This is a genomic window from Paenibacillus xylanilyticus, assembly GCF_047246825.1.
In the GTDB taxonomy this organism is placed as follows: domain Bacteria; phylum Bacillota; class Bacilli; order Paenibacillales; family Paenibacillaceae; genus Paenibacillus; species Paenibacillus xylanilyticus_B.
Genome location: NZ_JBFOLB010000002.1, coordinates 723,691 through 749,126, shown reverse-complemented (window position 1 = coordinate 749,126; position 25,436 = coordinate 723,691). Strand labels below are relative to the sequence as shown.

At 49.8% G+C, this 25,436-nt stretch carries 20 protein-coding genes; 13 read left to right on the top strand and 7 right to left on the bottom strand.

Features of this window, described 5'->3' with window-relative positions; genetic code table 11:
- The first annotated feature begins 40 nt into the window (after positions 1-40).
- The 4 genes from AB3N00_RS18090 to AB3N00_RS18075 are packed head-to-tail and all read left to right on the top strand — an operon-like array spanning position 41 to position 7,741.
- The gene (locus AB3N00_RS18090) at positions 41-2,317 is read left to right on the top strand and encodes an Ig-like domain-containing protein (RefSeq protein WP_413035807.1); all 2,277 of its coding nucleotides are present in this window, start codon (positions 41-43) and stop codon (positions 2,315-2,317) included.
- 54 nt (positions 2,318-2,371) lie between these two features.
- Positions 2,372-3,139: a glucosamine-6-phosphate deaminase gene (locus AB3N00_RS18085; protein ID WP_413035806.1), complete on the top strand. Its 768-nt coding sequence runs from the start codon at positions 2,372-2,374 to the stop codon at positions 3,137-3,139.
- On the top strand, positions 3,136-4,299 hold the full coding sequence (locus AB3N00_RS18080) for an N-acetylglucosamine-6-phosphate deacetylase (RefSeq protein WP_413035805.1): 1,164 nt from the start codon (positions 3,136-3,138) through the stop codon (positions 4,297-4,299). Before AB3N00_RS18085 ends, AB3N00_RS18080 begins: the two co-directional genes overlap by 4 nt.
- A gap of 10 nt (positions 4,300-4,309) precedes the next feature.
- Entirely contained in the window at positions 4,310-7,741 is a 3,432-nt protein-coding gene (locus AB3N00_RS18075; protein WP_413035804.1) for a glycoside hydrolase family 3 N-terminal domain-containing protein, read from the top strand.
- Positions 7,742-7,965: 224 nt separating this feature from the next.
- Here AB3N00_RS18075 and AB3N00_RS18070 read toward each other — a convergent pair whose 3' ends face one another.
- Positions 7,966-8,685 (bottom strand): SDR family NAD(P)-dependent oxidoreductase, encoded by a 720-nt coding sequence (locus tag AB3N00_RS18070; protein ID WP_413035803.1) that lies wholly within the window; start codon positions 8,683-8,685, stop codon positions 7,966-7,968.
- Positions 8,686-8,733: 48 nt separating this feature from the next.
- Positions 8,734-9,096 carry a winged helix-turn-helix transcriptional regulator gene (locus tag AB3N00_RS18065; protein ID WP_413035802.1) on the bottom strand — a complete coding sequence of 121 codons (363 nt, stop codon included), beginning with the start codon at positions 9,094-9,096 and terminating at the stop codon, positions 8,734-8,736.
- A 200-nt stretch (positions 9,097-9,296) separates the two neighbouring features.
- Here AB3N00_RS18065 and AB3N00_RS18060 point away from each other — a divergent pair, with 200 nt between their 5' ends.
- The 5 genes from AB3N00_RS18060 to AB3N00_RS18040 all read left to right on the top strand — a co-directional run bounded on the left by AB3N00_RS18060 (position 9,297) and on the right by AB3N00_RS18040 (position 15,945).
- On the top strand, positions 9,297-9,851 hold the full coding sequence (locus AB3N00_RS18060) for an NAD(P)H-dependent oxidoreductase (RefSeq protein WP_413035801.1): 555 nt from the start codon (positions 9,297-9,299) through the stop codon (positions 9,849-9,851).
- A gap of 358 nt (positions 9,852-10,209) precedes the next feature.
- A complete protein-coding gene (locus AB3N00_RS18055; protein WP_413035800.1) occupies positions 10,210-11,757 on the top strand; it encodes a PTS transporter subunit EIIC in 1,548 nt (515 codons plus the stop codon).
- Positions 11,758-11,766: 9 nt separating this feature from the next.
- Complete coding sequence (locus tag AB3N00_RS18050) at positions 11,767-12,612, top strand: PRD domain-containing protein (protein ID WP_413035799.1); 846 nt, start codon at positions 11,767-11,769, stop codon at positions 12,610-12,612.
- Between the two features lie 241 nt (positions 12,613-12,853).
- Positions 12,854-14,305 (top strand): glycoside hydrolase family 68 protein, encoded by a 1,452-nt coding sequence (locus AB3N00_RS18045; protein ID WP_413035798.1) that lies wholly within the window; start codon positions 12,854-12,856, stop codon positions 14,303-14,305.
- Between the two features lie 107 nt (positions 14,306-14,412).
- Positions 14,413-15,945 (top strand): glycoside hydrolase family 32 protein, encoded by a 1,533-nt coding sequence (locus tag AB3N00_RS18040; RefSeq protein WP_413036071.1) that lies wholly within the window; start codon positions 14,413-14,415, stop codon positions 15,943-15,945.
- A gap of 148 nt (positions 15,946-16,093) precedes the next feature.
- On the opposite strand, the gene AB3N00_RS18035 is transcribed toward AB3N00_RS18040, so the two are convergent.
- The 3 genes from AB3N00_RS18035 to AB3N00_RS18025 all read right to left on the bottom strand — a co-directional run bounded on the left by AB3N00_RS18035 (position 16,094) and on the right by AB3N00_RS18025 (position 19,136).
- Positions 16,094-16,882 (bottom strand): ankyrin repeat domain-containing protein, encoded by a 789-nt coding sequence (locus AB3N00_RS18035; protein ID WP_413035797.1) that lies wholly within the window; start codon positions 16,880-16,882, stop codon positions 16,094-16,096.
- Positions 16,883-17,254: 372 nt separating this feature from the next.
- Positions 17,255-18,091, bottom strand: a complete 837-nt coding sequence (locus tag AB3N00_RS18030; RefSeq protein WP_413035796.1) for a sulfurtransferase — start codon at positions 18,089-18,091, stop codon at positions 17,255-17,257.
- A gap of 100 nt (positions 18,092-18,191) precedes the next feature.
- On the bottom strand, positions 18,192-19,136 hold the full coding sequence (locus AB3N00_RS18025; protein ID WP_413035795.1) for a DMT family transporter: 945 nt from the start codon (positions 19,134-19,136) through the stop codon (positions 18,192-18,194).
- Positions 19,137-19,357: 221 nt separating this feature from the next.
- Between AB3N00_RS18025 and AB3N00_RS18020 the strand changes: the two genes are divergently transcribed.
- The 3 genes from AB3N00_RS18020 to AB3N00_RS18010 all read left to right on the top strand — a co-directional run bounded on the left by AB3N00_RS18020 (position 19,358) and on the right by AB3N00_RS18010 (position 21,989).
- A complete protein-coding gene (locus AB3N00_RS18020; RefSeq protein ID WP_413035794.1) occupies positions 19,358-20,260 on the top strand; it encodes a polysaccharide deacetylase family protein in 903 nt (300 codons plus the stop codon).
- A 39-nt stretch (positions 20,261-20,299) separates the two neighbouring features.
- A complete protein-coding gene (locus AB3N00_RS18015) occupies positions 20,300-20,953 on the top strand; it encodes a YkyA family protein (protein WP_413035793.1) in 654 nt (217 codons plus the stop codon).
- 130 nt (positions 20,954-21,083) lie between these two features.
- Positions 21,084-21,989 carry a hypothetical protein gene (locus AB3N00_RS18010; RefSeq protein ID WP_413035792.1) on the top strand — a complete coding sequence of 302 codons (906 nt, stop codon included), beginning with the start codon at positions 21,084-21,086 and terminating at the stop codon, positions 21,987-21,989.
- Between the two features lie 102 nt (positions 21,990-22,091).
- Here AB3N00_RS18010 and AB3N00_RS18005 read toward each other — a convergent pair whose 3' ends face one another.
- Together AB3N00_RS18005 and AB3N00_RS18000 are read right to left on the bottom strand one after the other, a co-directional pair.
- The gene (locus tag AB3N00_RS18005; protein WP_413035791.1) at positions 22,092-23,264 is read right to left on the bottom strand and encodes a mannitol-1-phosphate 5-dehydrogenase; all 1,173 of its coding nucleotides are present in this window, start codon (positions 23,262-23,264) and stop codon (positions 22,092-22,094) included.
- A 46-nt stretch (positions 23,265-23,310) separates the two neighbouring features.
- Complete coding sequence (locus AB3N00_RS18000; protein ID WP_413035790.1) at positions 23,311-23,979, bottom strand: HAD family hydrolase; 669 nt, start codon at positions 23,977-23,979, stop codon at positions 23,311-23,313.
- 517 nt (positions 23,980-24,496) lie between these two features.
- Between AB3N00_RS18000 and AB3N00_RS17995 the strand changes: the two genes are divergently transcribed.
- A complete protein-coding gene (locus AB3N00_RS17995; RefSeq protein WP_413035789.1) occupies positions 24,497-25,426 on the top strand; it encodes an ADP-ribosylglycohydrolase family protein in 930 nt (309 codons plus the stop codon).
- The last annotated feature ends 10 nt before the right edge of the window (positions 25,427-25,436 follow it).

Genomic DNA, 25,436 nt, shown 5'->3' with positions numbered 1-25,436 from the left:
CTAGACCATTAGTACAGAATGGCAAAAGGAGGCTTCGCTTATGAAAAAGCAGCATCTGCGTGTGTACTCCGGATTCAGGCTAGCCATGGTTCTGTTGATATGTATGGTATCGATTGGAATACCCTTTCCTGGTAAGGCAGGAGCAGCCGGTTCAATCTCGCTGGACGCACCTGGGGGTGGATATGTGTCGGACGGAGGGATGATAGAGATCGGAGGCAGTTACACCGACCTGTACGACATTCGGTTGTATGTGAACGGAACGGCTCAGTACGAAGTGCTGATGGATGATCCGGACGGGGATGACAGTGGCACTTGGTCTTATATGCTGGATACCTCGGGATATAACGGGACTGTCGAACTGGTGGTTCGTGGGCTTGATACGACCTCTCGCTACGGGGTATGGGGTGTGCCCGCCATCCTTACAGTGAATAACCCGGCAGGTGCTGTCCCTGATGTAACGATTATAAGTCCATCCGAAGGTGTGTCGCTTAGCGGTCAGGTGGAGGTTTCGGTCCAGGCCAGCTCCCCAATTCCAATCACGCTGGTCGAGATACGGGTGAACCGGGGACCTTGGGAGGAGGCTGTTCAGCAAGGTTCTGCGTATGTATACACCTGGGACACGACGGGACTTGGCGATCGGACGGTCAGCTTGGAGGCCAGAGCGACCAATGCACCGGAACGGTATGGTTATAGTTCAACGGTGTATGCACAGGTTGGAAACGGGACGCATGAACCAGCAGTGTCTTTGCCCGGCCAGGACCGGGCCATGTGGATCTGGGAACCGGAAAGCTACAAGCTGCTTCTTAACCCCGGCTCACGCCAGGTGCTGGAGTCTTTCATCACGGACACACAGACATTCGGCCAAGAGCCGATCCGGACGCTTTATCTCGCAGTGGGCAGTTATGCCGGATACAATGCGCTGGAAGAGCAGGAGGTGGAGCTGCGCTCGTTCATAAGCTGGGCTCACAGCAAAAATCTGCAGGTACATGCATTAATTGCTGGCGGCACTTCTCCGGCCTATATGGGTGCATACGAGAAATATCACAGCCATGCGGTGCAGGAAATGGAGAAGGTTATTAATTACAATCTTGCTGCGGCGGATACGGAGAAATTCGACGGCATCAATGTGGATATTGAGCCGTATATTTCCCCCGACTTTAGAGATCCAAGCCGATACCTGCAGAAGGAATACCTGGATGTTCTGCAAAAGATGATTGATCGCCGCGATGTTGCGGGGATCCGGCTGCCATTCGGCCCAGCTGTGCCCAAGTGGTATGACACTTCGGAGCAAGGGGCGAATATTGTGTGGAACGGCACCACCAAGTGGCTGTCCGAGCATGTTCAAGATATCTCCGACTATATCTCCATCATGGATTACCGGGATACAGCGGATGGCTCTCCCGGCATAATTGCCGGGGCTGCCGGAGAATTGGCTTACGCCGACCAGATCGGCAAGCCGAATTCCGTAGTGATTGGTGTGGAAACGCTGGATATCGCGAATAGCGGCGATCCGGAGACGATCACTTTTTGGGAGGAAGGCCGCACTCATATGGAATCCGAGCTGGATAAGGTATACACAGCTTACGGGCAGAGCAGCGCTTTCGGCGGCATTGCCGTCCATCACTATGATTCCTATCGGGCCCTGCCTTCTTACTGGGGACCGGGCGGTGTATTTTGGACAGCTCCGGATGATCAGGAGGCCCCTTCTGCCCTTGCAGGAGTGCCATTCGTTGAGGCGACTGATTATCAGACTGTACAACTGAAATATGGAATAGCTTCAGATAACATGGAAGTGGAGCGCTATGTGATTTATCGGAGTACCGTTCAGGGTTTCACACCTGCCGCTTCGGAAGTGGTCGGACTCGCCCGCGGCCTGAATTACCAAGACAAGGGACTGCTGCCGGATACAACGTACTATTATCGGATTGCGGCCCGCGATTTGCATGGCAACATCGGACCACTTACCGATGAAGTGTCGGCGACCACTGGAAGTACTATACTGAAACCCATGATTGTCTCGGACATGAATCTGGCTTATAGCGGTTCCGGAGTATCCGTCAACATGAAGGTTAGAGATTACGCTACGGGCGAGGTTCTGGAAGGGGCGAAAGTGGAGGGAAGATTCACTTATGCTGCGGGACGGTACACCAGCGGAATCACCGGAGCGGACGGAAGTGTAACGCTAGCTTCGGAGACGGTGATACCGGAAAGGCAGGTTGGTTTTGAACCACGAAGAATCCGTTATAACGGTTATTACCATGCGAGAGAGCATGATTCTCCGCATACGACACTGCTGATGCAAAATGCCGGAAATTGAAGCATCGGGCAACAAGCTGTTTGGAGGAGGATGAGGAGTATTAACGTAAATGGCATGATAAAACCGTTGGAGTCGCGAGTCGTAGAGCGCATGTCTGTACAGGTTTATGCCGACCGGGATCAGATGGGGGCAGCTGCAGCTGCTGCGGTTGGAGCTGAGTTAAGACAGCTGCTTCAGGATTCAGGGCGCCGGGTCCGCATGGTATTCGCTGCAGCACCTTCGCAGAATGAATTGTATGAGGGGCTTGTGATGGAGCAAGGCATCGACTGGTCGCGGGTGTGTGCCTTTCATATGGATGAATACATTGGTCTGCCGGATACGGCCCCCCAGCGGTTCGGACAATATTTGACAGAACGGCTGTTCAGCCGGGTCCAGCCTGGGCGGGTGGAGCTGATCGACGGATTGGGCGATGTGGAGCAGGAATGTCAGAGATATGGAGAGCTGTTACGTGTGGATCCTATAGATATCGTCTGTCTCGGGATCGGAGAAAATGGTCATATTGCCTTCAATGATCCGCCTGTAGCCGATTTCGAAGATCCGCTGCTTGTGAAAGCAGTGAAGCTGGATGATGCCTGCCGCCATCAGCAGGTAAACGATGGCTGCTTTGCCCGGCTGGATGACGTGCCTGAAGAGGCGTTGACCCTGACTGTACCGGCGTTGATGGCAGGCAGCAAACTGTTCGGGATCGTGCCAGGGATGTCCAAGCGGAGTGCGCTTGCAGCAGCATTATATGATCCGGTCAGTACAGCATGTCCAGCTACCATCCTCCGTACACATCCCAAAATTACGATGTTTACGGACCGGGAAGCCTTCGGCCTGTGAGCGCGCCGATTGTTGGGAGACACTACCGGACGGGACTGCCCATTGAGGTGAGATTCAGAGAAGAGCGCATTGCTACCGTTACCGAGCTTGACGTGACACCTTCCACGGAACATCTCCCCTGGCTTGCTCCCGGTCTGGTCGATTTGCAGGTGAACGGCGGCTGGGGGCTGGATCTGAATACAGCTCCGCTGAATCCCGATACGGTATTGAAGCTGACGCGGATGCTGCAAAAACAGGGAGTTACAAGCTATTGTCCGACGTTGATTACAAACAGTTCCGACCGGCTGGCTGAGGCAGCTTCCGCTATTGCGGAAGCTGTTCGGCTGAACCCGGATGCGAGCGGGGGGATTGCTGGTATTCATCTGGAAGGCCCATTTCTCTCACCGGAGGATGGCCCGCGCGGCGCGCATCCGCGGCAATACATTGTTCCCCCGGATTGGGAGGCCTTCAGCCGCTGGCAGGAAGCGGCAGGAGGATTGATTCGCATCATTACTCTCTCCCCGGAGTGGCCGAATGCGACTACATTTATCGCCCGGTGCTGCGAATCCGGCATCCTTGTCTCGATTGGTCATACGGCAGCAACGCCCGAGCAGATCAGGGAAGCGGTCGCTGCAGGAGCCGTCATGTCCACGCATCTGGGCAATGGCACGCACCTGACACTTCCGCGGCATCCCAACTACCTGTGGGAACAGCTCGCGGCAGATGAACTATATGGCTGTATGATCGCGGACGGCCATCATCTCCCGCCGTCCGTGCTGGCCGTGATTCTCCGAATGAAGAGGAACCGTGCTGTTCTGGTCAGCGATGCTGTCTCACTGAGCGGCATGCCACCAGGGTCCTATCGACTGCACATTGGCGGAGATGTAGTGCTAACCGCGGAAGGTCGGCTGCACCTTGCCGGACAGCCGCAGCTGCTGGCAGGCTCGGCGATGATGCTGCCGGAACAGGTAGGCTATCTCGTGGAAGCGAGACTGGTCGGCCTTGCCGATGCCTGGGATTGCGCTTCAGTGAATCCTGCCGGGCTGCTTGGGCTTGAACAGGCAGCAGGGCTTAAGGCGGGAGCACCTGCGGATCTGGTTAGTTTCACCATGAACGGTGGGAAGTTGAGTATGATGCAATGCTGGAAGAATGGCCGGTTGAGTCCACGGAGCAACGAATAGGAGGAGAGCGATGCAGAGCTTGATACCACAACCGAAGCAGATTGCAGCGATTGAGGGAGGTCCCTTGCGATTGGATGGCGAGACAAGACTGAGTCTTTACATGGAGCAGGATGAATCGAGACTGGAAATCCATTGCCGCCGCGCATTTCCGGGGATGGAGTATACATGCTCAAGGATAGATAAAGGTTATTTGCTTATTGTAGAACGTCTTTCAGGGCAGGAAATTCAGCAGGGAGACCATGAGGTCCATGGCGCCCATGCAGTACATGAAGTCTTGGGAGCGCAAAAGAAGAGCCTGGACATCTCTGATTTCAGTTCATTTACCGAAGAGGGCCAGACAGACCTGAGCCTTACCGGACACCCACAAGGGTACAGGTTGAAGGTATCAGCCATAAGAGCTGAGGTCTGCGCCCAGGATGCGGAGGGTTTGTTTTACGGATTGCAGACTTTGGTACAACTGCGTGGATCGGATGGAGACATCCCGGCGGTGTCCATAACAGATTGGCCGGATACGGCTGTGCGGGCAATGAATTTGGATTTGCGCCAGACGTTCTCGAAGCCGGAACTGCTGACAGCATATTTGGCGGAATTTGCCCGTTATAAGACAAACGCGGTTCTGATTGAATATGAGGATAAATTTCCGTTCCAGGCGTACCCCGAGTTCGCGCATTCGAAGCATGCGTTAAGTCGTTCGCAGCTGGAAGAACTGAAGCGTAATGCCCATGAGCATTTTATGGAGATTATTCCGCTTCAGCAGAGCTTCGGACATCTGGAATATGTATTACGCCACGAAGCTTGGCGGCACCTCCGTGAGACAGAACATTCCACCGGGGAGATCTGCCCGTCCCACCCGGAATCGTTTGGACTGATTACCACGCTGCTCGGAGAGATGATCGATGCGCATCCGGACTCGCGCTATATCCATCTTGGCTGTGACGAGGTCTACAGCTTATGCGAATGCGAACGCTGCAAAATCGAGTTTGGAGGTGTGCGGGAACGAGCCTTTATCGCCTTTTTGAACCGTCTGATTGCATTTACGGCAGAGCGGGGGAAACAGCCGATTTTCTGGCATGACATGCTGGATAAATGTTCGCCAGAGGAACTGGCCAAACTGGATCGGCGGAGTGCGGCCATGATCTGGATCTACAACGGGCGTAATATCGAAGTGGAGGTTACTTCCCATGCGGATAAATTCAGGTCGCTGGGCATTGATGTCATGGGAGCTCCGGCCGTCCGCAGCTTTGACTGGGCGGAGCATCAGAATTATCCGGTGCTGCCCAACCGGACGGACAACTTGATTCAGTGGGCAGAGACGGCAGGCAAGCTGGATCTTGACTGCATTGTTGCCACCAACTGGACGGGGCCTTTCAGCCTCGGAGTGCCTTATGGTATTTTCGAAACCACTTGGTACCCCATGCTGCTGCATGCGGATCTGGCTTGGAACCGCAAGGCGGATGCCTCAACCTTCATCGACCGATTCCTGGAACGCTTCCATGGCATTGATCCGGTTACCGGACATAATCGGCTCGGCAATTATCGACTGGAGGATTATTACGAGGTGATCTGGAAGCTCCTGGACGAGGTGCGCGAGCATAAGGAAGAAGCGGAACTGATTGCGATTATGCATGATTATGAGGTGGCGACAGATCGTTCGCGAGCGATCCACAAGTATGCCTACCGCTGGGAGCTGTATCCTGGAGATGATGCAGAGTGGCGCTCGCTTCAGAATAACTACACGAGAAACCGCCGTGGACGCGAGAAGGTTCTTCCCCGCATGAAGGCTGCGTTGGAGCGTTATCAGCCGTCAGATATGGCAGAGCATTTTTTGAAATCGCGGTTCTATCTGCATGATTATCTGGAGCGTACACTCTATCATGAGTTGGGGCTGGATGCGACCTATGCGGAATCTGAACCGAAGACGATGAGTCTGGAAGATAAAATAGCCATGATGTGTGTGATTGGTACGCCATCTATCTGCGCCGAGCCGGAATTTCGGGGGAGAATGGCGCAGCAGCGGTTTGGCGGAATAGGCATCTTTCCCCACAATGTCGAGAGTGAGCAGCAGACGCTTGCGCTACTCACAGAGGTACAGAACATAGCCGGAGATCATGGAGGCCCGCTACCTTATTACGTTTCGGTAGATGAAGAGGGAGGCACCCTTTCCAAATTCAAAACCTTCTTCCCCTATATCCCGGGAAACCGGGCAGTTGGATTAAGTGAAGAGTCGGAAACCGCCTATTTACTCGGTAAATTCATCGGCAGTCAGCTGCATTCTCTCGGTATTCCGATGAACTGGGCACCTGTACTGGATGTGAACACGAATATAGATAATCCGGTCGTGGGTGTTCGCTCCTTCGGAGAGGACCCGCAGCTAGTAGCCCAATTCGGTCGCTCCTACATTCAGGGGATGCATGAAGCAGGTGTGGCCGTGACGGCAAAGCACTTTCCAGGTCACGGGCAAGTGAGCGGAGATTCTCATATCGTTCTGCCAGAATGTGATCTAACGCTTGAGCAGTTAATGGAAGGTCCTTTGCTCCCCTTTGTGGAAGCAATTGAAGCTGGAGCGGATTCAATCATGATGGGGCATCTGGTGTTTCCAAACATCCCGGAATCCGGTGGACTTCCAGCTTCACTCAGTCCGTATTTTGCCTCGGAACTGCTGCGGAACAAGCTGGGATTTGAAGGCGTAATCTGCACCGATGATATTGAAATGGGGGCTATCCGCAATCATTTCAGTCCGGATGAAGTAGGCGTACTGGCTGTTCAGGCGGGGAACGATATGATCCTGATGTGTCATACGCCGGAGTATCAAAGCAGGGTAATCGCGGGTATTCTGGCCGCCGTACAGGATGGGCGCATCAACGAGGCACGGATCGACGAGTCTGTTCTGCGTATCAAGCAACTATACGGTAAATTCCAACAGTATCAAGCGGCAGCAAAGCCCATTCTCAGGGAGCAGTGGGAGGAGCAGGCACTGAAGTTGGCACGTAAAACCGTGAAAGTTAGTCGGGACCCGCAAGGCCTGCTTCCGCTGAACTCTTCACTGAAATATTTGCTGATACTGCCGCAGCAGGAGCAGCTAACCCGGGCAGATAACAGCGGTGCAGCCGAGATCAAGCTGGCATCCTTGTTGAAGGATGCAGGCTTGGCTGTGGAGACGCGCTGCTGCGCAATGAAGCCTGATGCGGAGGAGATCGCATTATTGGTGCAGCAGGCTGCTGCTTCGGATGTCGTGATCCAGGGCACCCTCAATGCCCATCTGTTCACAGGTCAACTGGCTCTGGCTGAAGCACTGACTGCGGTTAAGCCATTGTTGAATCTGGTGCTGCGCAATCCCTATGATGACAAAGCACTGCCACAGACAGCCGGAAGCATACTGCTGTGTTCGACCTCTGATTATTCATTGCGGGCGCTGGTGGAACGGGTGACAGCTTCGAAGTGATTTGTCAGCACCGGACTCGGACTGTATACAGGGGCGGTGAAACGCAGCTAAGAGATTAAATGTCGTATAGACTTGCCGATCTTCATCCTTGGAAGCAAATTAGCACTTTAATCCATAGTGAAAAGGTAAAAGCCCGCGTTAATAGCGGGCTTTTAGTGATATTAAAGTAATCTCCTTTTTCCTTGAGTATATGAGGGTTCTTCATAATTGGAGCGGAACTGCAATTATGCGTTTAAATCTGTTATTGCCGGAATATTAATTTCTTTTACGCAGGCTGCTTTGGACAGGCTGACAATGCATTTTACGATGGAAACCATATCCTGAAGGGGGATACGTGTGCCATTATATTCAGCAAGTGCACGTTCACTTCCCTCTTCATAAGGGATTGCAGCTGCTAGCTCCCCGGGGTTGATGCATGTAACGGCAATGCCATCGTGTCGCGTATGCTCCCTCAAGGCCTCCGTAATTCCTCGAATGGCAAATTTGGAAGCTACAAATGAAACCTGAGTGTTATTCGAATTATTCAGACCCGCAGTCGAGCCGATCAGAATGATTTTGCCGGCTGTTGATTGCCGGAGGTGGGGCAGAAGGGCCTGAATGCATACAATAGCCGACGTTATATTTACATGAATCAGATTAGAGATATCAGCAGGAGTGTCCTGATCAAACGTGTAATGATCCTCAAACCCTTCCTTTTCCCAAATGCCTACATTGTAAATGAGAACATCCAGTGTTTCGTTCTGAAGCGCGTCACTGACCACTTGGGCCGCATGGAGATCAGACAGATCTGCCTGTATCCATATGCGTTCTACGCCATCGCTTAGGTTCAAACTGTCAGGTCGGCTGCGAGACACTACCCAGACTTTATCGCCCTGCTCAGGCAGCCCCCTGACAAACGCATCTCCTAATCCTTTACTGGCACCAAATACGAGATAGTTTTTCAATTTAACTGCTCCTTCTTTTCAAAGTGTCAAGTCCATGGGTATATCAGCTCAAAAAGCGGGTTCTTTATTTTCCAATAGGACAATTTCTTCTCCCTGCTGCTGTCTTAATGCTATATTTTCCCGTCCCCATGCACACATCACATCCACAATCTTGTTGGCAGTAACTCCATATTCCGTAAGGCTGTATTCGACTTTTGGCGGCATCTGTTGATACACATGTCTTCTGACAAGGCCGTCTCTCTCAAGCTCGCGTAATTGCTGGATCAGGACCTTTTGCGAAATGCCGTTAATACTGCGTTGTAACTCGCCTGTCCTTTTCACGCCTGACATTAATAGACATATGATTAACGCCTTCCATTTGCCGCCAATGATTTCGAGTGTTGCTTCAATCCCCAGATTATATTGTTTCATGACAGTTCACCTCGTTCATGTTACATCCTGAAGATGTGGTATAAATAGTTATTTTCTCACAACATTGCTGATCAAGTCCATACACACTTTGAGGTAACCATCTTACTTTATGGTGTGTATTTTCTTTTATTCAGGCTTATATGATAATGACCATATTCGAAAAAGAAGTCTGACCCTGAACCACGAAAGGAATGTTAATAATGAAAACACTCGTCATTCTGGCACATCCAAATATTGAGGTTTCAAGAGTAAATCAGCGCTGGAGAGAGGAACTGCTGCAACACTCGAACGGTATTACAATCCATGAGATTTATAAAGCGTATCCTGATTGGAACATTGATGTTTCCAGAGAACAGAAGCTTTTGGAAGCATATGATCATATCATCCTGCAGTTTCCGTTATATTGGTACAGCTATCCGCCTTTGCTCAAAAAGTGGTTTGATGATGTTTTTACTTACGGATGGGCGTATGGGTCAAAAGGCAATAAACTGCATGGTAAAAAGCTGGGCATAGCCATGTCCATCGGGGATAAAAAAGAAAATTACAAGAGGGAAGGTTCAGTGTCCTTTACTGTAGATGAAGTAATTGCTCCTTTCAAAGCCAGCATTAATCATGTAGGTGCAGTAGCATTACCGCATTTTGCAGTCTTCGGTGCATCATTCCAGGTCACCGATGAAGAAATTAACCAAAGCGCGAAAGAATATATCAGGTATATCTGTAAGTATCAGAATGCAGCCGGAAACCTGTCGGTTTGAAACAGAAAATGACCTGGATCACGTTTGCTCTTATTCGGGAGCTGTGCCCGATGCAGCCTCCAGGGCGGGTCAGGACTCGTAAGCCGGATTTTTCCATAACTGATGCAGTCGCTCCAGCTTCCGGCATACACTTCGAATTCGTCGTGGGGATCTGCTAGAACTGAATGCAAAGCCAAGATGAGCCATTGTCCTCAGAGTAGTGGTATTTACTGACCATTGATTTTGGAAAGTGAAGTGGTCACAATAGTAATATTGCCATAAATGACGGAATTGTTATTTTTGAAAAAGCTCAACTTTCAATGCTAGATCGTCGATCCTTCGAGGTCCGTCTAATGCGAAGTAACAGGGAGGAGCATCCATGCAGCAGGATGACCGGAGTGTCATAAAGGGACGTAGTTCAGCAAGGGCATTGGCCACGCAACTTATTGAATGGTCTGGAGGAACGGACAATATTATCGAAAGCACCCATTGCACGACACGACTCCGACTCCGATTGCAGAACAGCGATCTGGTGGAACAAGAACGACTTGAAGGTATGCAGGAAATTCAAGGGGTGTACGTTCGTGCTGGACAATTGCAGATTATCCTTGGTCCTGCTCTTGTGTCGAAGGTTAATCGCCAGGTGAATGGCATGCTTCAGTCAGCTGCTTCGTCCATACCAAAAGAAGACGGCCCGAAAGGACCTGTCACACCACGGCTACACGAAGAAGATCATACGGATTCCTATCCGCTGCCGTCCGTGTCTACGGCTAGCGGGTCTTCCTATGATAAGGGGCTTCATTCACGAGGGCTGTTACACAGGTTGGTGGACGCATTCCAATTTTTTTCTGATATCGTTGTGCCCATTATTCCGCTCTTCGTCGGGGCTGGGCTGCTGTTGGGTCTCTTGGGACTTGCGGGAGCATTCGGCTGGGATGATCCAGGCCAAATGTGGTTCCGGATTCTGTCACTGCTGACGGGCTCAGCGTTCCAGCTGATGGCGGTTCTTTTCGGATACAACACGGCCAAGCGGTTTGGGGGAACCCCGGCGCTTGGTGCCGCTGTTGGGATTGTCATGACTCATCCGGGGATTCTTCCGTTCACCGACATCGGTGGAGATCCAGCCTTTGCTCAAGTTTTGCCGGTATCACCGCAATTCGGGTATCAGGGAGCCATAATCCCAACCGTTCTTGCGGCGTTTATGCTTACGATAATTGAGAAAGGACTACGGCGATGGATACCGTCATCCGGAGCTGTTCTTCTCGTACCCTTTTTAAGCTTTAGCATCGCGGGCAGCCTTGCGGTACTGGTGATTGAACCCCTTGCTCTGAGTCTGGGCCGCTCGCTGGGAAGTATTCTGGAATACGTCTTCAACTACGGGAGCTTGCTATTTGGCCTTCTGCTTGGAGGGATGTACAGCTCCATAGTGATCACCGGTCTTCATCACGGGATTCAGGCTGTCGAAGTTGGACTGATTTCCAATCCGGATATCGGCTTCAATTTCTTGCTTCCGATCTGGTCCATGGCGAATATCGCGCAAGCAGGTGCCGGGCTTGCAGTATATGCCAGAACCCGGGACGAAGCATTGAGGAAAATAGCTTTGCCTGCCTCGATCACGGCGCTGTTCGGTATCACCGAGCCAGTCACCTATGGTGTTAATCTTAAACTTGGGCGCCCCTTTCTGGGTGCTGCTGCAGGAGGAGCCGCCGGAGGGGCATATGTCGCTTTTCATCAGGTTGTGGCCAATTCATTTGGGCTAACCGGAATACCGATGATCGCTTTTATCGTACAGCCCGGGTTGATGAATCTTGTTCATTATCTGATCGGTTTTGTGCTTGCTCTGGCTACGGCTTTTAGCGTTACCTTGCTGCTCGGTGTGGATCGCGTTGTTCGACCAGAAGCTGATAAACTTAACGAACAGGCATAGGAGACTAACATGAAGATCAAAAAAATACTCAACAATAACGCCGCTGTGGTTAACGATCATGGAGAAGAGAAAATTGTCATGGGGCCGGGGGTTGTTTTCCAAAAAGGAAAAAATGATATTGTAGACCCGAGCCTTGTTGAAAAAGTGTTTGTAATGACTGATCCGAAACAGTACAACCACCTTCAGGAAATGCTTGGGACCCTACCCGAAGAAGAAATTGCGGTCACCCAGCAGATCATCACTTTCGCCGAGAAAGCATTGGGTGTCACGTTTCATGAGCATATCCATATCGCGCTTACAGACCATCTCTCGTTTGCCTTGGAGCGGATTGGCAAGGGAATCGAAATTCGGAATACGCTTCTTGAGGAGATTCGTATTCTCTATCCAAGAGAGTTCCAGCTTGGGCTTCATGCCAAGCGTTTGATCTACGAGAAATTGCAGGTGGTCATCCCGGAAGATGAGGTTGGTTATATCGCCATGCATATCCATACTGCCTGGAAGAATGCGGGCATGCGCCATAAGGCTCCGGAAAAGACGGCCATGATCAGGGATATCGCGGAAGGTGTAGGACAAGTTGCCGGTGTACTGGATCGACGGTCTGCGAACTATGAGCGACTTTTGACCCAGCTTGAGAATATGCTGCAAACGGATGAATCAGGAAGACTCCGCAATGAACTGAATCCCGAGCTTGTAGCGATTGCAAAAATGAATTTTACCGAAGCATATACACAGGCACGCGAGATCGGTGAAATGGTTGAAGAGGATTATGGATATGCCTTTACCGAAAGCCAACTGGTTGTGATCGCCATGGAGATCAACCGGATAGATCATCGACTTCATCCATCCTCGGAATGATTCTGATGTTTGGCAGGACTGAGTCCCTGGTCCTTGATTCGAATCGGGAGTTTCGATCTATAGCCAAGTTTTGATCCGACCATATAGAATAGTTAGCGACAGTTGAATATGTCGGGATTGTTACTGGTAAGCAGGCAAGACCTAAAAGTCCGTTGGGATCGGTGTACCCACCATACCCTAACGATTTTTAGGTCTTTTTCTGTTTTCCGGAAAAAAATGACAAGAGAGAGGGATTAATCTAATGAATTTCCAGAAGATGATGAGAAGAGTGACAGCAGTAACGTTTGCAACAACATTATTGGCAAGTGGGGGAGTTTCGGCTTTTGCAAAAGAAAGTTCAGACTACAAAGAGAGTTATGGTATCTCGCATATTACACGCACAGACGCATTGAAAATCCCTGAGGAACAAATCAAAGAACGATTCAAGGTTCCTCAGTTTGACGCATCTACTATCCAAAATCTACCTTCCGCAAAAGGATATGATGAAAATGGTAACGTCATCGACATGGATGTGTGGGATACCTGGCCGCTGCAGAATGCGGATGGTACCGTAGCTAACTATCATGGTTATCAAGTCGTTTTTGGTCTGGCGGGTGACCCGGATCGGGGATGGGACACATTCATCTATATGTTCTACAAAAAAGCTGGAGACACATCCATTGATGCCTGGAAAAATGCAGGCAGAGTGTTCAAGAACACCGACAAGAACGTTCCGAATGACCCCATTTTGAATCAACAGGCAGAGGAATGGTCCGGCTCTTCTACGCTGACTGCGGATGGCCATATTCGTCTGTTCTACACCAATCGTCAAGGCTGGGACCCGGCCAACGGGTTTTATGGCAAGCAAACCCTGACGACTGCTCAGATCAATGTCTCCGAACTTACAGAGGACACGCTCAAGGTGGATGGTGTTGAAGATTTCAAGTCGATCTTTGATGGTGACGGCAAAATGTATCAAACCGTGGATCAGGCTTTCAGCGGTGGGGATTATTCCGACAATCATACATTGAGAGATCCTCACTACGTGGAAGATAATGGTCACAAATACCTTGTTTTCGAAGCCAATACGGGAACAGAAACGGGCTACCAGGGCGAGGATGCATTCAATAACAGGGCCTTCTACGAAGGAAGCAAGAAGTTCTTCCAGGCCGAGAGGGAGAAATTGCTGCAAAGCCCCAATAAAAAGGTTGCTTCCTTAGCCAATGGCGCTTTGGGGATCATTGAACTGAATGACGACTATAGCTTAAAACAAGTGATGAAGCCGCTGATTGCATCCAATACGGTAACCGATGAAATTGAACGCGCAAATATCTTTAAGTTGAATGGAAAATGGTATTTGTTCACGGATACAAGAGGGGCCAAAATGGTTGTGGATGGTGTCGATGCTGAAGATATCTACATGTTGGGATATGTATCTGATTCTCTGACAGGACCTTACAAGCCATTGAATGGTACTGGACTTGTATTGCATCAAGATCTAGATCCTAAGGATGTTACCTGGACTTACGCACATTTTGCTATTCCGCAGGTGCAAGGCAACAACGTAGTGATCACGAGTTATATGACCAACCGGGGAATGTTTGAAGATCATCATTCTACCTTCGCACCAAGTTTCTTGGTGAATATCAAAGGATCCAAAACATCTGTGGTGAAAGACAGCATTCTGGCACAAGGACAATTAACAGTGGAATAAACAAATTTCACAGAGAGTCTAAAAGAAAGAAAATGTCGATATCTATTGGCATTTTCTTTTTTTTTACAAACGAGGTATCTGTTATGAATAACAAAATCAGAAAGAAAATGGTCATAGGGTCTGCTGTCTGTGGTGTGATCACGCTCGTCTTGACTGTTATTCCGATCCTGACCAACAGTCCATGGCCAACAGTGGATAGGGGAGTAGCCTCTCCTAGCGCGAGCCTGCGAGCTAGCTTTCATTTTACAACGCCAGACAAATGGAAGAATGATCCCCAAAGGCCGATATATCTGGACGGGAAGTACCACTATTATTATCTGTATAACGGTGATTACCCCAAGGGCAATGGTACGGAATGGCGGCATGCAACATCGGTCGATCTGGTTCATTGGAAGGATGAAGGAGTGGCCATCCCCAAATACACGAACCGGAACGGTGATCCATGGTCTGGCTCATTGGTTGTGGATGAGACAGGTACAGCCGGCTTCGGCAAGGGAGCCATTGTGGCGATCATGACGCAGCCCTCTGCCAGCAACGGACAGCAGGAACAATATTTATGGTACAGCACCAATCAAGGGAAAACGTTTAAGTCTTATGGAGATCGACCGGTGTTAAAGAATCCGGGACAAAAGGATTTCAGAGACCCTAAGATCATCTGGGATGACCGATCCCGAAAATGGGTTATGGCTTTGGCTGAAGGCACGAAGATTGGATTCTACGAATCGGCTGATTTGAAAAATTGGCGATATACCGGCGGCTTCTTCACGGAAAACGTGGGATTGGTGGAATGTCCTGATCTATTTGTGATGCGGGCAGATAACGGAACCTATAAATGGGTGCTCGGCGTAAGTGCCAACGGCAGATCATCAGGACAACCCAACACCTACGCTTACTGGACCGGAAGCTTTAATGGCAAAGAATTTGTTCCCGATCTTCATGAACCACAATGGCTGGACTATGGCTTCGACTGGTATGGAGGAGTTACATTTGAAGATGGGGCTAGCAGTGACAAAACTGATCATCGCTTCGCATTCGCCTGGATGAATAACTGGAGTTATGCCAACAATACGCCGACACTGCAGGAAGGTTACAACGGCATGGATTCGATTGTTCGTGAAATTAAACTTATTACATCAAAAACGGGTCAATATCGACTGATCTCAAGACCGATTGAGTCTCTGGAACAGGCGGTGGTCTCGGAGACTGCCTTTAAACCGATTACAGTGAAGGGATCTCATGCACTTCATGTGACAGGAGGTTCGTATCAGCTTGAGGCCGATATATCGTGGACCAAGATCAATAATGTTGGATTAAGGCTTCGTGAATCCAGTGACCAGAGCCAGCATGTGGATACAGGCGTGAATGTTGAAGGCGGCTATGTCTATGTGAACCGGACCTATACCGGGAATCCTGACAGGAGTGGCCGAGACTTGGAGAGTCAAGCGGAGTTTGCTCCCGAGAAGAACAAGGTTCATCTCAAGATCCTGGTAGACAAGACCAGTATCGAGGTCTTCGTTGACGATGGTCTATTGGTGTTATCCAATATCATTTTTCCAAAATGGGATGACCGCGGAATTACGCTATATGCTGAAGGGGGGACAGCAGTATTCAGCAACCTGAAGATTAAACATTTCGATTAATCGACGGCATGACGAAAAGCCCGCATCGTTGGATGTGGGCTTCTTTGCATTTATTCTTCCCCGGTGACCAGATAAAGCTTAACTTACTTTTGTCTTATCTTGATTGTTGTCCCAAGAGTAAATCTTGAGGACTTGCAATCCAAAATAATCATCCCAGTTCGCTTGCAGATTTGGCTCCTTGACCGGCAAGCCACTGAATCAGTTCAGCAGCGGAACTACGTTTTGCTGCGTCCAGTGGTGTTAATCCATCCCAGACGGATATCCAGTTCAGTTCGGCACCTTGTTCAAGGAGGTATGCTGCAGACTGCAGTTGTCCTCCGTGGCAAGCGCACCAGAAGGCAACGGTAACCTTGTCCGGAGGAGAAGATCTGCTTGCTCCCCAAGGATATCGCTCGGAAAGCGTGTTCCCGGTGAAATGGGCCTTTATTGCGTCCATCTGTCCAAGCGCAGCCGCGTGCCAGAGTGCAATCATCGCTCCACGTTCAACCAATCTACGCGCTGCACACCATTGTGCGAATGCTACCGCATCGTCCAATGGCGTACCACCGGCGATCACTGCACCAGGCGCTTCGATGTCGGCGCCAGCATCAAGAAGCGCGTCAAGCACTTGAATGTCATCGGAGCTCGCAGCCCAATGAAGCGGTGTCTCAGTGTTCGAACCCGTAAAACGAGCGTTCACCTCTGCACCGAACTCGATTAACACTCCCACGGTATCCGATCCGTTTGGGTAGTGTCCTGGCCAGTCGGTCACCACATGCAACAGTGTTCGAGACATCCTGCAACTTTCGCCTTCGTTGTTATTGTCTTTTCCGATAATTCTTACCTTTGCCAACCCGGGATTCTCGACAAGCAGTCGCTTCAACGATGGAATATCGCCAGTGTGAATCGCTTTAACAACGGTTACTGCCAGCGTTTCATCTTCGCAAATAAATTCCATATCCAGATCTCCTTCCAAACATATAATCAAACCCAAATCTAATCTTCATGGCTCATGTAACAGTTTGAATGATATAACGACTTAAATTTGAGCTTTGTAAATTCGCTGTACTGGAAGTATTCGTGGAATGATTATAATGTCCTGTTCGGTAGTAGATGGAAAAAGTTTTGGTTCGTCAACGCTATCTGAATGGCATCTGGACTCTTGCACTGCACGTAAGAACTCGCCGTTCTCCGTGGTTCCTGCGACAGCCTTCTCCGACTTCATGTTGCAAGCTGTTGAATGAAGAAAGCCCAAAGAGGGCTGCAACAGACTACCTTTTCGGCAACCTGTCACAACCCCCAAACCCACGTCCGACGAGGCTTCTTGGCGCTACTCTTCCCCTGTCGCCACCGGATTCTCCTCGTAACTAATCCAGTCGCTCCAACTTCCGGCATACAGCTTAACACTACGATATCCCGCTTCTTCCAGCGCAATCACATTCGGGCAGGCGGAGACACCAGAACCGCAGTACACGATAATTGCTTCATCCTTGTCCAGCTTACTGAAACGATTCTCCATATCCGAAACACTCGTCCAGCGCCCCTCTGAATCCAGTACATCTTTCCAAAAATAGTTCACGGCCCCCGGAATATGTCCGGCCTTAGCATCAATCGGCTCTTCCAGACCTGCGAAGCGGCGGGCATCCCGAGAGTCGATCAGGACAGTTGATCCGTCCGTCGATGCTTGCTGTACATCCTTTACACTTGCAAGCATATGCGGCTGCACATTCGCTTCGAACGTGGAAGGAATCCGCACAGGCACATCCGTGGTTACCGGGAACTTGGCGTTTTGCCAAGCGGAGAAGCCCTCGTCCATCACATACACCTGTTCATGACCCAGATAACGAAGCAGCCACCATAACCGAGAAGCATTCATGCCCCCTTGGTCATCGTAGGCAACAACGCGTACATTCGAACCAATACCTGCTTTTGAAAGGCGGCTTGCGAGCTCCGCTGGATCAGGAAGCGGGTGACGTCCGCCATGAGCAGACACGGGACCGGACAGATCCTGTTCCAGATCGAGATAAACGGCACCTGGAATATGTCCGGCCTCGTAAGCTTGTCTTCCTGCATCCGGTTGACCGAGCAGGAATCTGCAGTCGGCTATGACCACATCCGGTTCGTACATTCTGGCGAGCAGCCAGCGCATGGATACAATGTTTTTCATGAAAATACACCGCCCTATGAAGAGTATTGGGTTCCGATTGAAGTCTGTAGTATCAGACTCCAATCGTTCTTTTGCCATGCTTATTTGTTGATGATACAAGTTACACCGCCGTAGGTTCGGCAGGTCCTGTTCCACCTACAGGAGCGTCAGCGGGAATGGGCCCAGGTTTGGTTTTGCCATAACGAATGAAGATCCATACGCCGAAAATAATGACAACGCCGGCAATCATCTGCATCGCACTGAGTGATTCACCAAGCAGCATCCAGGCCAGAAGTGAGGAGAATACAGGTTCACCGAGCACGCCCATGGATACCGTTGTGGCATTCATATACTGAAGCAGCCAGTTAAAGAGATAGTGTCCAAAGATCGTGGGAACGATGGCGAGCAGCAGGAAAATCCCCCACTCCGACGCTGCATAACCCCCGAACGGATGCCCCATGGCCAAATTATATACCGCCAGCGTACAGGCAGCGACGAAAAATACCCAGAAGTTATAAGAGAAGGCACTTAGTCCGGAGCGCAGAAATTGTCCAAGCAGCATATGGACCGCTACCGCAATCGTTCCAAGCAAAGACAGTAGATCACCTTGCAATGCCGTTCCGGCCAACTGGAAGTCTCCTGCCCCGATGGCAATGGAACCAAGCAGGGCGATGCCCATGCCGATAATCATCATGCGGTTAATCTTGGCTTTGAACAGCCAGACGGAACCGGCAAGAATCAATATGGGCTCAAGTGCGAGAATGACCGTGGAACTGGCTACGCTCGTAAGCCTGAGCGATCCCATCCACAGCAGGAAATGTAGTGCCAGCATCACACCGGATGCGAGCAGTAATCCCCATTGACTGAAGTTCAAGCGCATCATCTCATGCCGGTATTTCCAGACAAATGGAAGCATCAGCAGATTGGTAAGAAACAGGCGGTACATGGCGATGACAGCCACATCTGCACTGGACCAACGCACGAAAATGGAAGAAAACGAAATGGCAATGATGCCGACAACGAACAGAAGTTCAATGGATCTGCCGGCACGAAACAAGCTTGTCATGAATGTAGCTCCTTCTTGAAGTCAAATAGCATAAATCAATTCATTATACAGGAGAATGCAGCCGCAGGAAAAGTGAGAAAGGAAAATAGATAAGCAGATTGTAACCGGGCTTGTAACTATTCTGTCATTCACCAAGGCCGCTTTTCTATTAATCTTCTATATAGAGACATGAAACGATATAATATACCAATAATCGGGAAATTAAGGAAGTGGCACTGGAAGTGAGAGTACAACAACAGACAGCAGGAGAGAATGGCAGCATTGCGAGCAGAACTAGCCGAACGAAGACGCACAGACGAAGACGGATCCGGTATGGAAGATTGAGTGCAGCCTTAATGCTGCTTGCACTGGTCATTACCGGTTTAACATATGCATTCATTGGAATGACCCACTGGATTAAGGGCTATGTAGCACCGCCCCCGGTAGCTGCCATTGAGCAGCCAACCAAGCTGGGCATGATCGAAATGACCCCGGATGTGAAGGAAGAGCCTGCACGGTTTCAGGGACAGGTTCGCAAGCTGGCATACATAACGTTTGATGATGGACCAAGTGAATATACGGAACAACTGCTGGATATTTTGAAAGAACATGAGGCCAAGGCAACCTTTTTCATGATTGGTCGTCAGTTGAATCAGCATAAGTCAGCGGTAGAGCGACTGGTCCAAGAGGGAAGCTATCCCGGATTGCACAGCATGACACATAACTATAACAAGCTGTACAAAAGCGGAAGCTCGGTGAATTTTGTGAAGGAGTTCAAAAAGGAACAGAAGATGGTTCAGGATCTGATTGGCTTTACGCCGCATCTGATTCGTGCTCCATACGGCAGCAGTCCACAGATCGGAGAATCCTTCAGAGGCGATATTGCCGCAGCGGGTTTCAAAATGTGGGATTGGACAACCGATTCTCTCGATTGGAATCTTCCAGGTCAGCCGGACAAGATTGTGGCGCGTGTCAGCAAAAGTGTCCACCGTGACAAGGAAGTGATCCTGATGCATGAACGGGAACAGACCGTACAGGCCTTGCCGCGCATTTTGAAACTGCTTGAAGATCGGGGTTATGAATTCGAGGTCTACGATCCGAGAGCGCATTGGATAGCCAATTTTAGCGGAGATACCCGCTTGTAATTAGAGAAGATAATCAGATGCAAGAGAGGAGACGGCCCAGTGCGTACGTGGAAAAGGTCAGCTCTGGTGGCCGTCAGCCTGGTGCTGACGGTGCTCGCCAGTGCGTGTGGCCAGCCGCAGGAACCAGCGGCGAATCAGGTAAATCAATTGATTCTTAGTGACCAGAAGATGGCTCAGAGCTTAAAGGAACTTGCCCGTCATGAACAGGAGGACATGGAGCTGTACACATCGATTTTGAGTAAGGCGAAAAACAAAAACAGTGACATTGAGTCACTGCTGGATGAGGCTGAAAATCATATAGCCGAGCGGAGAAAACTGCTGACGCAGGCGGAAACCTTAATGAAACAGACGCAAGAGCAAACGCCTGCTGTGCGGGACTCGCTGGAGCGATTGTCTTTTGAAAAAGAAGAGACGCTGGCTCAGGCTCAAACCGTCCTGGACCAGTATGAGGCAAGAGCCCAGACATTTGAGGATTTTGTATCTTCCTATCAGCAAAGTCTGGATGCGGATGAGCAGCTCTATTCATTAATGAGAGGCAGTGTGGAACCGAATCTGGTCAAAATCAAGCGCGCAATCCGGGAACGTAATACTCAATATGCGCATCTCGCCGAGTTAAGGAAGCAATTCAATAAACAGACACAAGCGTTCAACGGAGCCAATGCCAAGCTCGTTCAAATGGAACAAGCAAGTTAATGGATCTGCTAGATTTGAAGTAGGTATTTATCTATCTGATTGAGCTGACGGTCAGCCGTGTAAGTACTAGTAAGCAATCTGAAGCAACATGGACAAGCATCATTGCGTATAAGCTAACGGAGGTGTTCATATGCGAAATACAATGAATATTAGTGCATCATTACTGGTCCTACTGATGGGATTCTCGCTCGTGGCCTGTGGTAACAGCAGTCCTGCAGCGCAACCGCCCACCAATAATACAGGTAAACAGACGCCTGCTGCACCGGAACAGAAGCCGGAGGACAGTGCGGTCATCGAAGCAGAAGGCATTTTGACTGGATGGGCGGACCCGCACACGGTAGAGATCCGTGTCGAAGAGGTTCCAATGGCTTTCCAGGTTGAAGAGGATGTACAGAAGTCCTTCGACGACATTGATGATGAAGATTCGGTACAATTCAAATATGTAGAGAGAACCATTGAAGGCGACAGCACAACCAAGCAGCTGGTGCTTACGGAAATCACCAAGATCGAAGCGGATGATACGAACGGTTCGAATGCAGGCGATAACGTGACATCAGATCGTCCCAAAACAACAGAGCTGGAAGTAACAGTGGAAGGCATGACGGAGAATCGTGCTGCCACCCTTGCCCAAGGTGAGGGCTACTCCCTTTATGTGTTCGAACCCATGGCCTTTGATGCAGATGACGATGAATTGACAATGAAGATCGATCCAGACTACAAAGTTGAGATCGAGAAGCTTCCTTCAGATTTCAATCTCGATATGCTGAAGATGGATGCCAAGGAAGAGCTGACCGAAACGGGAGAGGTCAAGGAACTGAGCAAGGAAGAGCTCAGCAATGGCCCGATGAAGGATGCAAGACTATATATGATGGCTCAAAACGATAAAAAGACGGAGTATTTCATTGTAAAAGAACTGGACGGCAATGGCTTCATTTTCCACATTGATGCACCTGTCGGTGAACCGTCCGAGGGATTCCTGCCCATGGCGTATGTATCCCTTAATTCCATCATGAATGAAGAGAATACCGCAAAATAATATGAAAGAGCCGGAAGGAACGATGCTTGGGCATAGGTTCCTCCCGGCTTTTTTGCCGTGTGTCTATTCAGTTTGCAGGATCTGCCGTTTACCTGAGATGGTTCAGGTTAAAATGGTCGATTCCTTGTGCCCTTTGAGTTCCTCGTATCGGGCGACAACATGCTGATGGACCAGTTGTTCGTCGGGAATTCCCATGCGTTCACGAATGAAGGCGGAGGCGCCATCTTCACGAATCATGTGTTGGAGCTTCATGGCTTCCTCGTCCTGCTCATGATCGAAGAGCATCGCGGCCGCCATAGCGGAAGTAAGGTGGGGAATTTCAATTCCGAATTCGCTGGCCTGCATCGCTGGGCGAACAAGCCGGTCATAAGGCGATAGCTTGCGAAGGGGAGAGCGTCCGACCCGGGTGACCTGATCCGTCAGGTTGGGGTTGGCAAAGCGTTCGAGAATGGTGTCCATATATTTGCTGTGTTTTTGAGGGTTAAAACCATGTTTCTTCATGAGCATGGCTCCTGTTTCCTCCATGACATGCTTGACCTTGGTACGAAGTGTTGAGTTACTCATCACCTGCCTTATCGTCTTGAATCCATGAAGATATCCGAAGTAAGCAGCCACACAATGGCCGGTATTTACGGTGAACATCTTGCGTTCAATGTAAGGCTCAAGGGAGTCCACGTAGTGTACACCCTCAATCTCCTTGAAGCCATCCAGCAGTGCCGGGCGATGCACAACCCATTCGTAAAAAGGTTCAACGGTGACCTGCAGCGGGTCCTTGTGGTCTTGAACCGGTACAATCCGGTCTACTGCTGCATTGGGGAACGAGACATAACGTTCTGCTTTGGTGCGGGTCTGTTCATCGAGAAACGGATATACCCGTTTCTTCAGGCGAGTGCTGCCTCCAATGGCATTCTCGCAAGCGATGATATGAAGAGGGGTGTGATTGTTATTTTTCATGCGTAGATAAATGCCCTTGGCAATGGGTTCGGCAATATCTTCGAGTGCAGATACTCCAACCGCCGTAGTAATCAGATCAGCCGCTGCAATCTGCTCAGCCACAAGTTCCTGTTCGCCGACATGAATGGCGGTGACGTTACTGACAATGGTTGTATCCTGAGCTGCATTAGCGAGCGTAATGGGATACTCTTGCCTCTTTTGCAGCATGGAAATTTTATTCGGGTTACGTGCGACAAAGCAGACTTCATAATCGGAAGCGGACAACATATGACCGATAAAACCGCGGCCTATATTGCCCGCCCCAAAATGTACAGCTTTCATGTGTGAACTCCCCCTTTAAAGTTTGAAATGCGAAATTCGTTCAGACCTAGACGGTGGTGACGAGTGGTTTCGAAATCAAATCGTTAAATTCGAGGTCGGTCAGGCATGACAGCCGTTGGTGAGGCATATCGAAATCCAGTGTGCCGGTAATGGTATTCGAGATGACCACACAGTGAATACCAGCCGCAGCAGCTGCACGCGCGCCGTTAGGTGAATCCTCAATCGCTACGGCTTCGTCTGCAGTTACTCCAAGGGCTTCCAGTGCTTGATTGTATAATTCCGGGTCAGGCTTCACATTGGCCACATCGTCAGCTGTGCGAATCACTTCGAAGTAATCCTTCAGTTTCAGTTGTTCCAGATGTTGTTCGACCCAGTCCCGTTTGGAGCTTGAGGCAACGGCCAATTTTAAACCGGCTTGACGTGCCGCATCAAGGTAGTTCTTGATACCCGGTCTTACCTGCTCCTTGTTCATGAGTGCTGCATGCTGCAGCTGAACCGATTCCCTGAACACTTCCCGATCGATCGGAAGATTCAAATCTGTGATGAGGTACTCATAGGGATTAAATGTTTTCAGACTGGTACCGATGCACTGCGAATACATCTCCAGGGTTAAGTCTACACCGTGTTCCTTGTAGGCATCACGAAAAGCAACATACCATGCTGTCTCCGTATCAATAATCGTTCCGTCGAAATCAAAAACCAGTGCCTTAATCATAAATTTGTTCCTCCTGTTTCAGAATTTGTTTTGGGATAAAAATGAAAATTTCGCATATTTCCCTTTGCTTCATTCGACTCGAGGCAGTTTAGTTTACACAAGTGCTCGATATAAATGATTTAATTGGAAAAAAATATGCGTTAAAGCTAATAAAACCGTAACATAGGACAAACTTAAGGGTCAAGCGCGTCATGATTGTTTACATTGAAAATTTGCATGTGGATGACGTGTTTTCAGAAAAATGAGAACAGTGTAAACCGTTATGACTTATACATGTAAGCGGTGTACTGAAAAAACAGTTTTCCCCGTATCGAAAAAATAAACTTTTTTTTGCGATATAGGGAAACTCTGACCAATCAACAGTTTTCGACACTTTTATAATAGAAGAAAGACAATCGAAAATTCGGAAGCGATGAAGAAATAAATTGTTCATGTTTAAAATTCTTTACGACAGAACAGGCCATGTGGGAGAATGGAAGGAGGCTATTGAAAGTTTGGAAGCAGAGGAGGGACCGAGATGCTGCAAAAGGATCGCTTCGATGGATGTTTAATCGGGCTTGCGGCAGGAGATGCACTGGGAACGACTGTGGAGTTCAGCAGCCCGGGCACCTTTGAGCCTGTAACCGATATTGTGGGAGGCGGAGTGTTCGGCCTGGCTCCCGGACAGTGGACGGATGATACGTCAATGGCTCTATGTCTGGCCGAAAGTCTGGTCAGAAAAGATACCTTTGATCCAGCGGATCAGATGCGCAGGTACACGAACTGGTATCAGGTCGGCTATATGAGCAGTACCGGAACATGCTTTGATATCGGCGGGGCCACACGAAATGCACTGGAACGGTTCAGGGTGACCGGAGAGCCTTACAGCGGATCAACCGATCCGATGACGGCAGGCAACGGCTCGATTATGAGGCTTGCACCTGTCGCCATGGTTTATGCGAATCATCCGCAGGATGCAGTGCATTATGCAAAGTTGAGCTCCTGCACAACACATGCAGCGACGGAAAGTGTAGAGGCTTGTGAGGTGCTGGCTGCCATTCTGGTTGCAGGACTGCGCGGAGCGGACAAGCATACCATGCTGCTGCCGGAGACTAGTCGTCAGTGGAGGAACGAGCCTTCGTTTTCTCCAGCGATTGAAGAAGTTGTACGTGGATCCTATCGGCATAAGGAACCGCCTGAAATTCAGGGAAGCGGTTATGTCGTCCGTTCTCTTGAAGCGGCATTATGGGCGTTCCATAACTCTTCCACGTTTGAAGAAGGTGCGCTGCTGGCTGTTAACCTCGGGGATGATGCGGATACAACCGGAGCCGTGTACGGGCAGATAGCAGGTGCTTTTTACGGACGGAGTGGTATTCCCGCTCATTGGCACAAGAAGCTTGCGATGCTAGAAACGTTTGAGGCGTTAAACGAGGCAATGTGGCTGAAAGCAGCAGAAATGACGTCCTAGAGAATGAAGT

What these genes read in the sequence shown, in the direction of transcription:
- AB3N00_RS18090 (WP_413035807.1), top strand. Translation starts at nt 41, where the DNA reads ATGAAAAAGCAGCATCTGCGTGTGTACTCCGGATTCAGGCTAGCCATG.
- AB3N00_RS18085 (WP_413035806.1), top strand. Translation starts at nt 2,372, where the DNA reads ATGATAAAACCGTTGGAGTCGCGAGTCGTAGAGCGCATGTCTGTACAG.
- AB3N00_RS18075 (WP_413035804.1), top strand. Translation starts at nt 4,310, where the DNA reads ATGCAGAGCTTGATACCACAACCGAAGCAGATTGCAGCGATTGAGGGA.
- AB3N00_RS18065 (WP_413035802.1), bottom strand. Translation starts at nt 9,096, where the DNA reads ATGAAACAATATAATCTGGGGATTGAAGCAACACTCGAAATCATTGGC.
- AB3N00_RS18060 (WP_413035801.1), top strand. Translation starts at nt 9,297, where the DNA reads ATGAAAACACTCGTCATTCTGGCACATCCAAATATTGAGGTTTCAAGA.
- AB3N00_RS18055 (WP_413035800.1), top strand. Translation starts at nt 10,210, where the DNA reads ATGCAGCAGGATGACCGGAGTGTCATAAAGGGACGTAGTTCAGCAAGG.
- AB3N00_RS18050 (WP_413035799.1), top strand. Translation starts at nt 11,767, where the DNA reads ATGAAGATCAAAAAAATACTCAACAATAACGCCGCTGTGGTTAACGAT.
- AB3N00_RS18045 (WP_413035798.1), top strand. Translation starts at nt 12,854, where the DNA reads ATGAATTTCCAGAAGATGATGAGAAGAGTGACAGCAGTAACGTTTGCA.
- AB3N00_RS18040 (WP_413036071.1), top strand. Translation starts at nt 14,413, where the DNA reads ATGGTCATAGGGTCTGCTGTCTGTGGTGTGATCACGCTCGTCTTGACT.
- AB3N00_RS18035 (WP_413035797.1), bottom strand. Translation starts at nt 16,882, where the DNA reads ATGGAATTTATTTGCGAAGATGAAACGCTGGCAGTAACCGTTGTTAAA.
- AB3N00_RS18030 (WP_413035796.1), bottom strand. Translation starts at nt 18,091, where the DNA reads ATGAAAAACATTGTATCCATGCGCTGGCTGCTCGCCAGAATGTACGAA.
- AB3N00_RS18025 (WP_413035795.1), bottom strand. Translation starts at nt 19,136, where the DNA reads ATGACAAGCTTGTTTCGTGCCGGCAGATCCATTGAACTTCTGTTCGTT.
- AB3N00_RS18010 (WP_413035792.1), top strand. Translation starts at nt 21,084, where the DNA reads ATGCGAAATACAATGAATATTAGTGCATCATTACTGGTCCTACTGATG.
- AB3N00_RS18005 (WP_413035791.1), bottom strand. Translation starts at nt 23,264, where the DNA reads ATGAAAGCTGTACATTTTGGGGCGGGCAATATAGGCCGCGGTTTTATC.
- AB3N00_RS18000 (WP_413035790.1), bottom strand. Translation starts at nt 23,979, where the DNA reads ATGATTAAGGCACTGGTTTTTGATTTCGACGGAACGATTATTGATACG.
- AB3N00_RS17995 (WP_413035789.1), top strand. Translation starts at nt 24,497, where the DNA reads ATGCTGCAAAAGGATCGCTTCGATGGATGTTTAATCGGGCTTGCGGCA.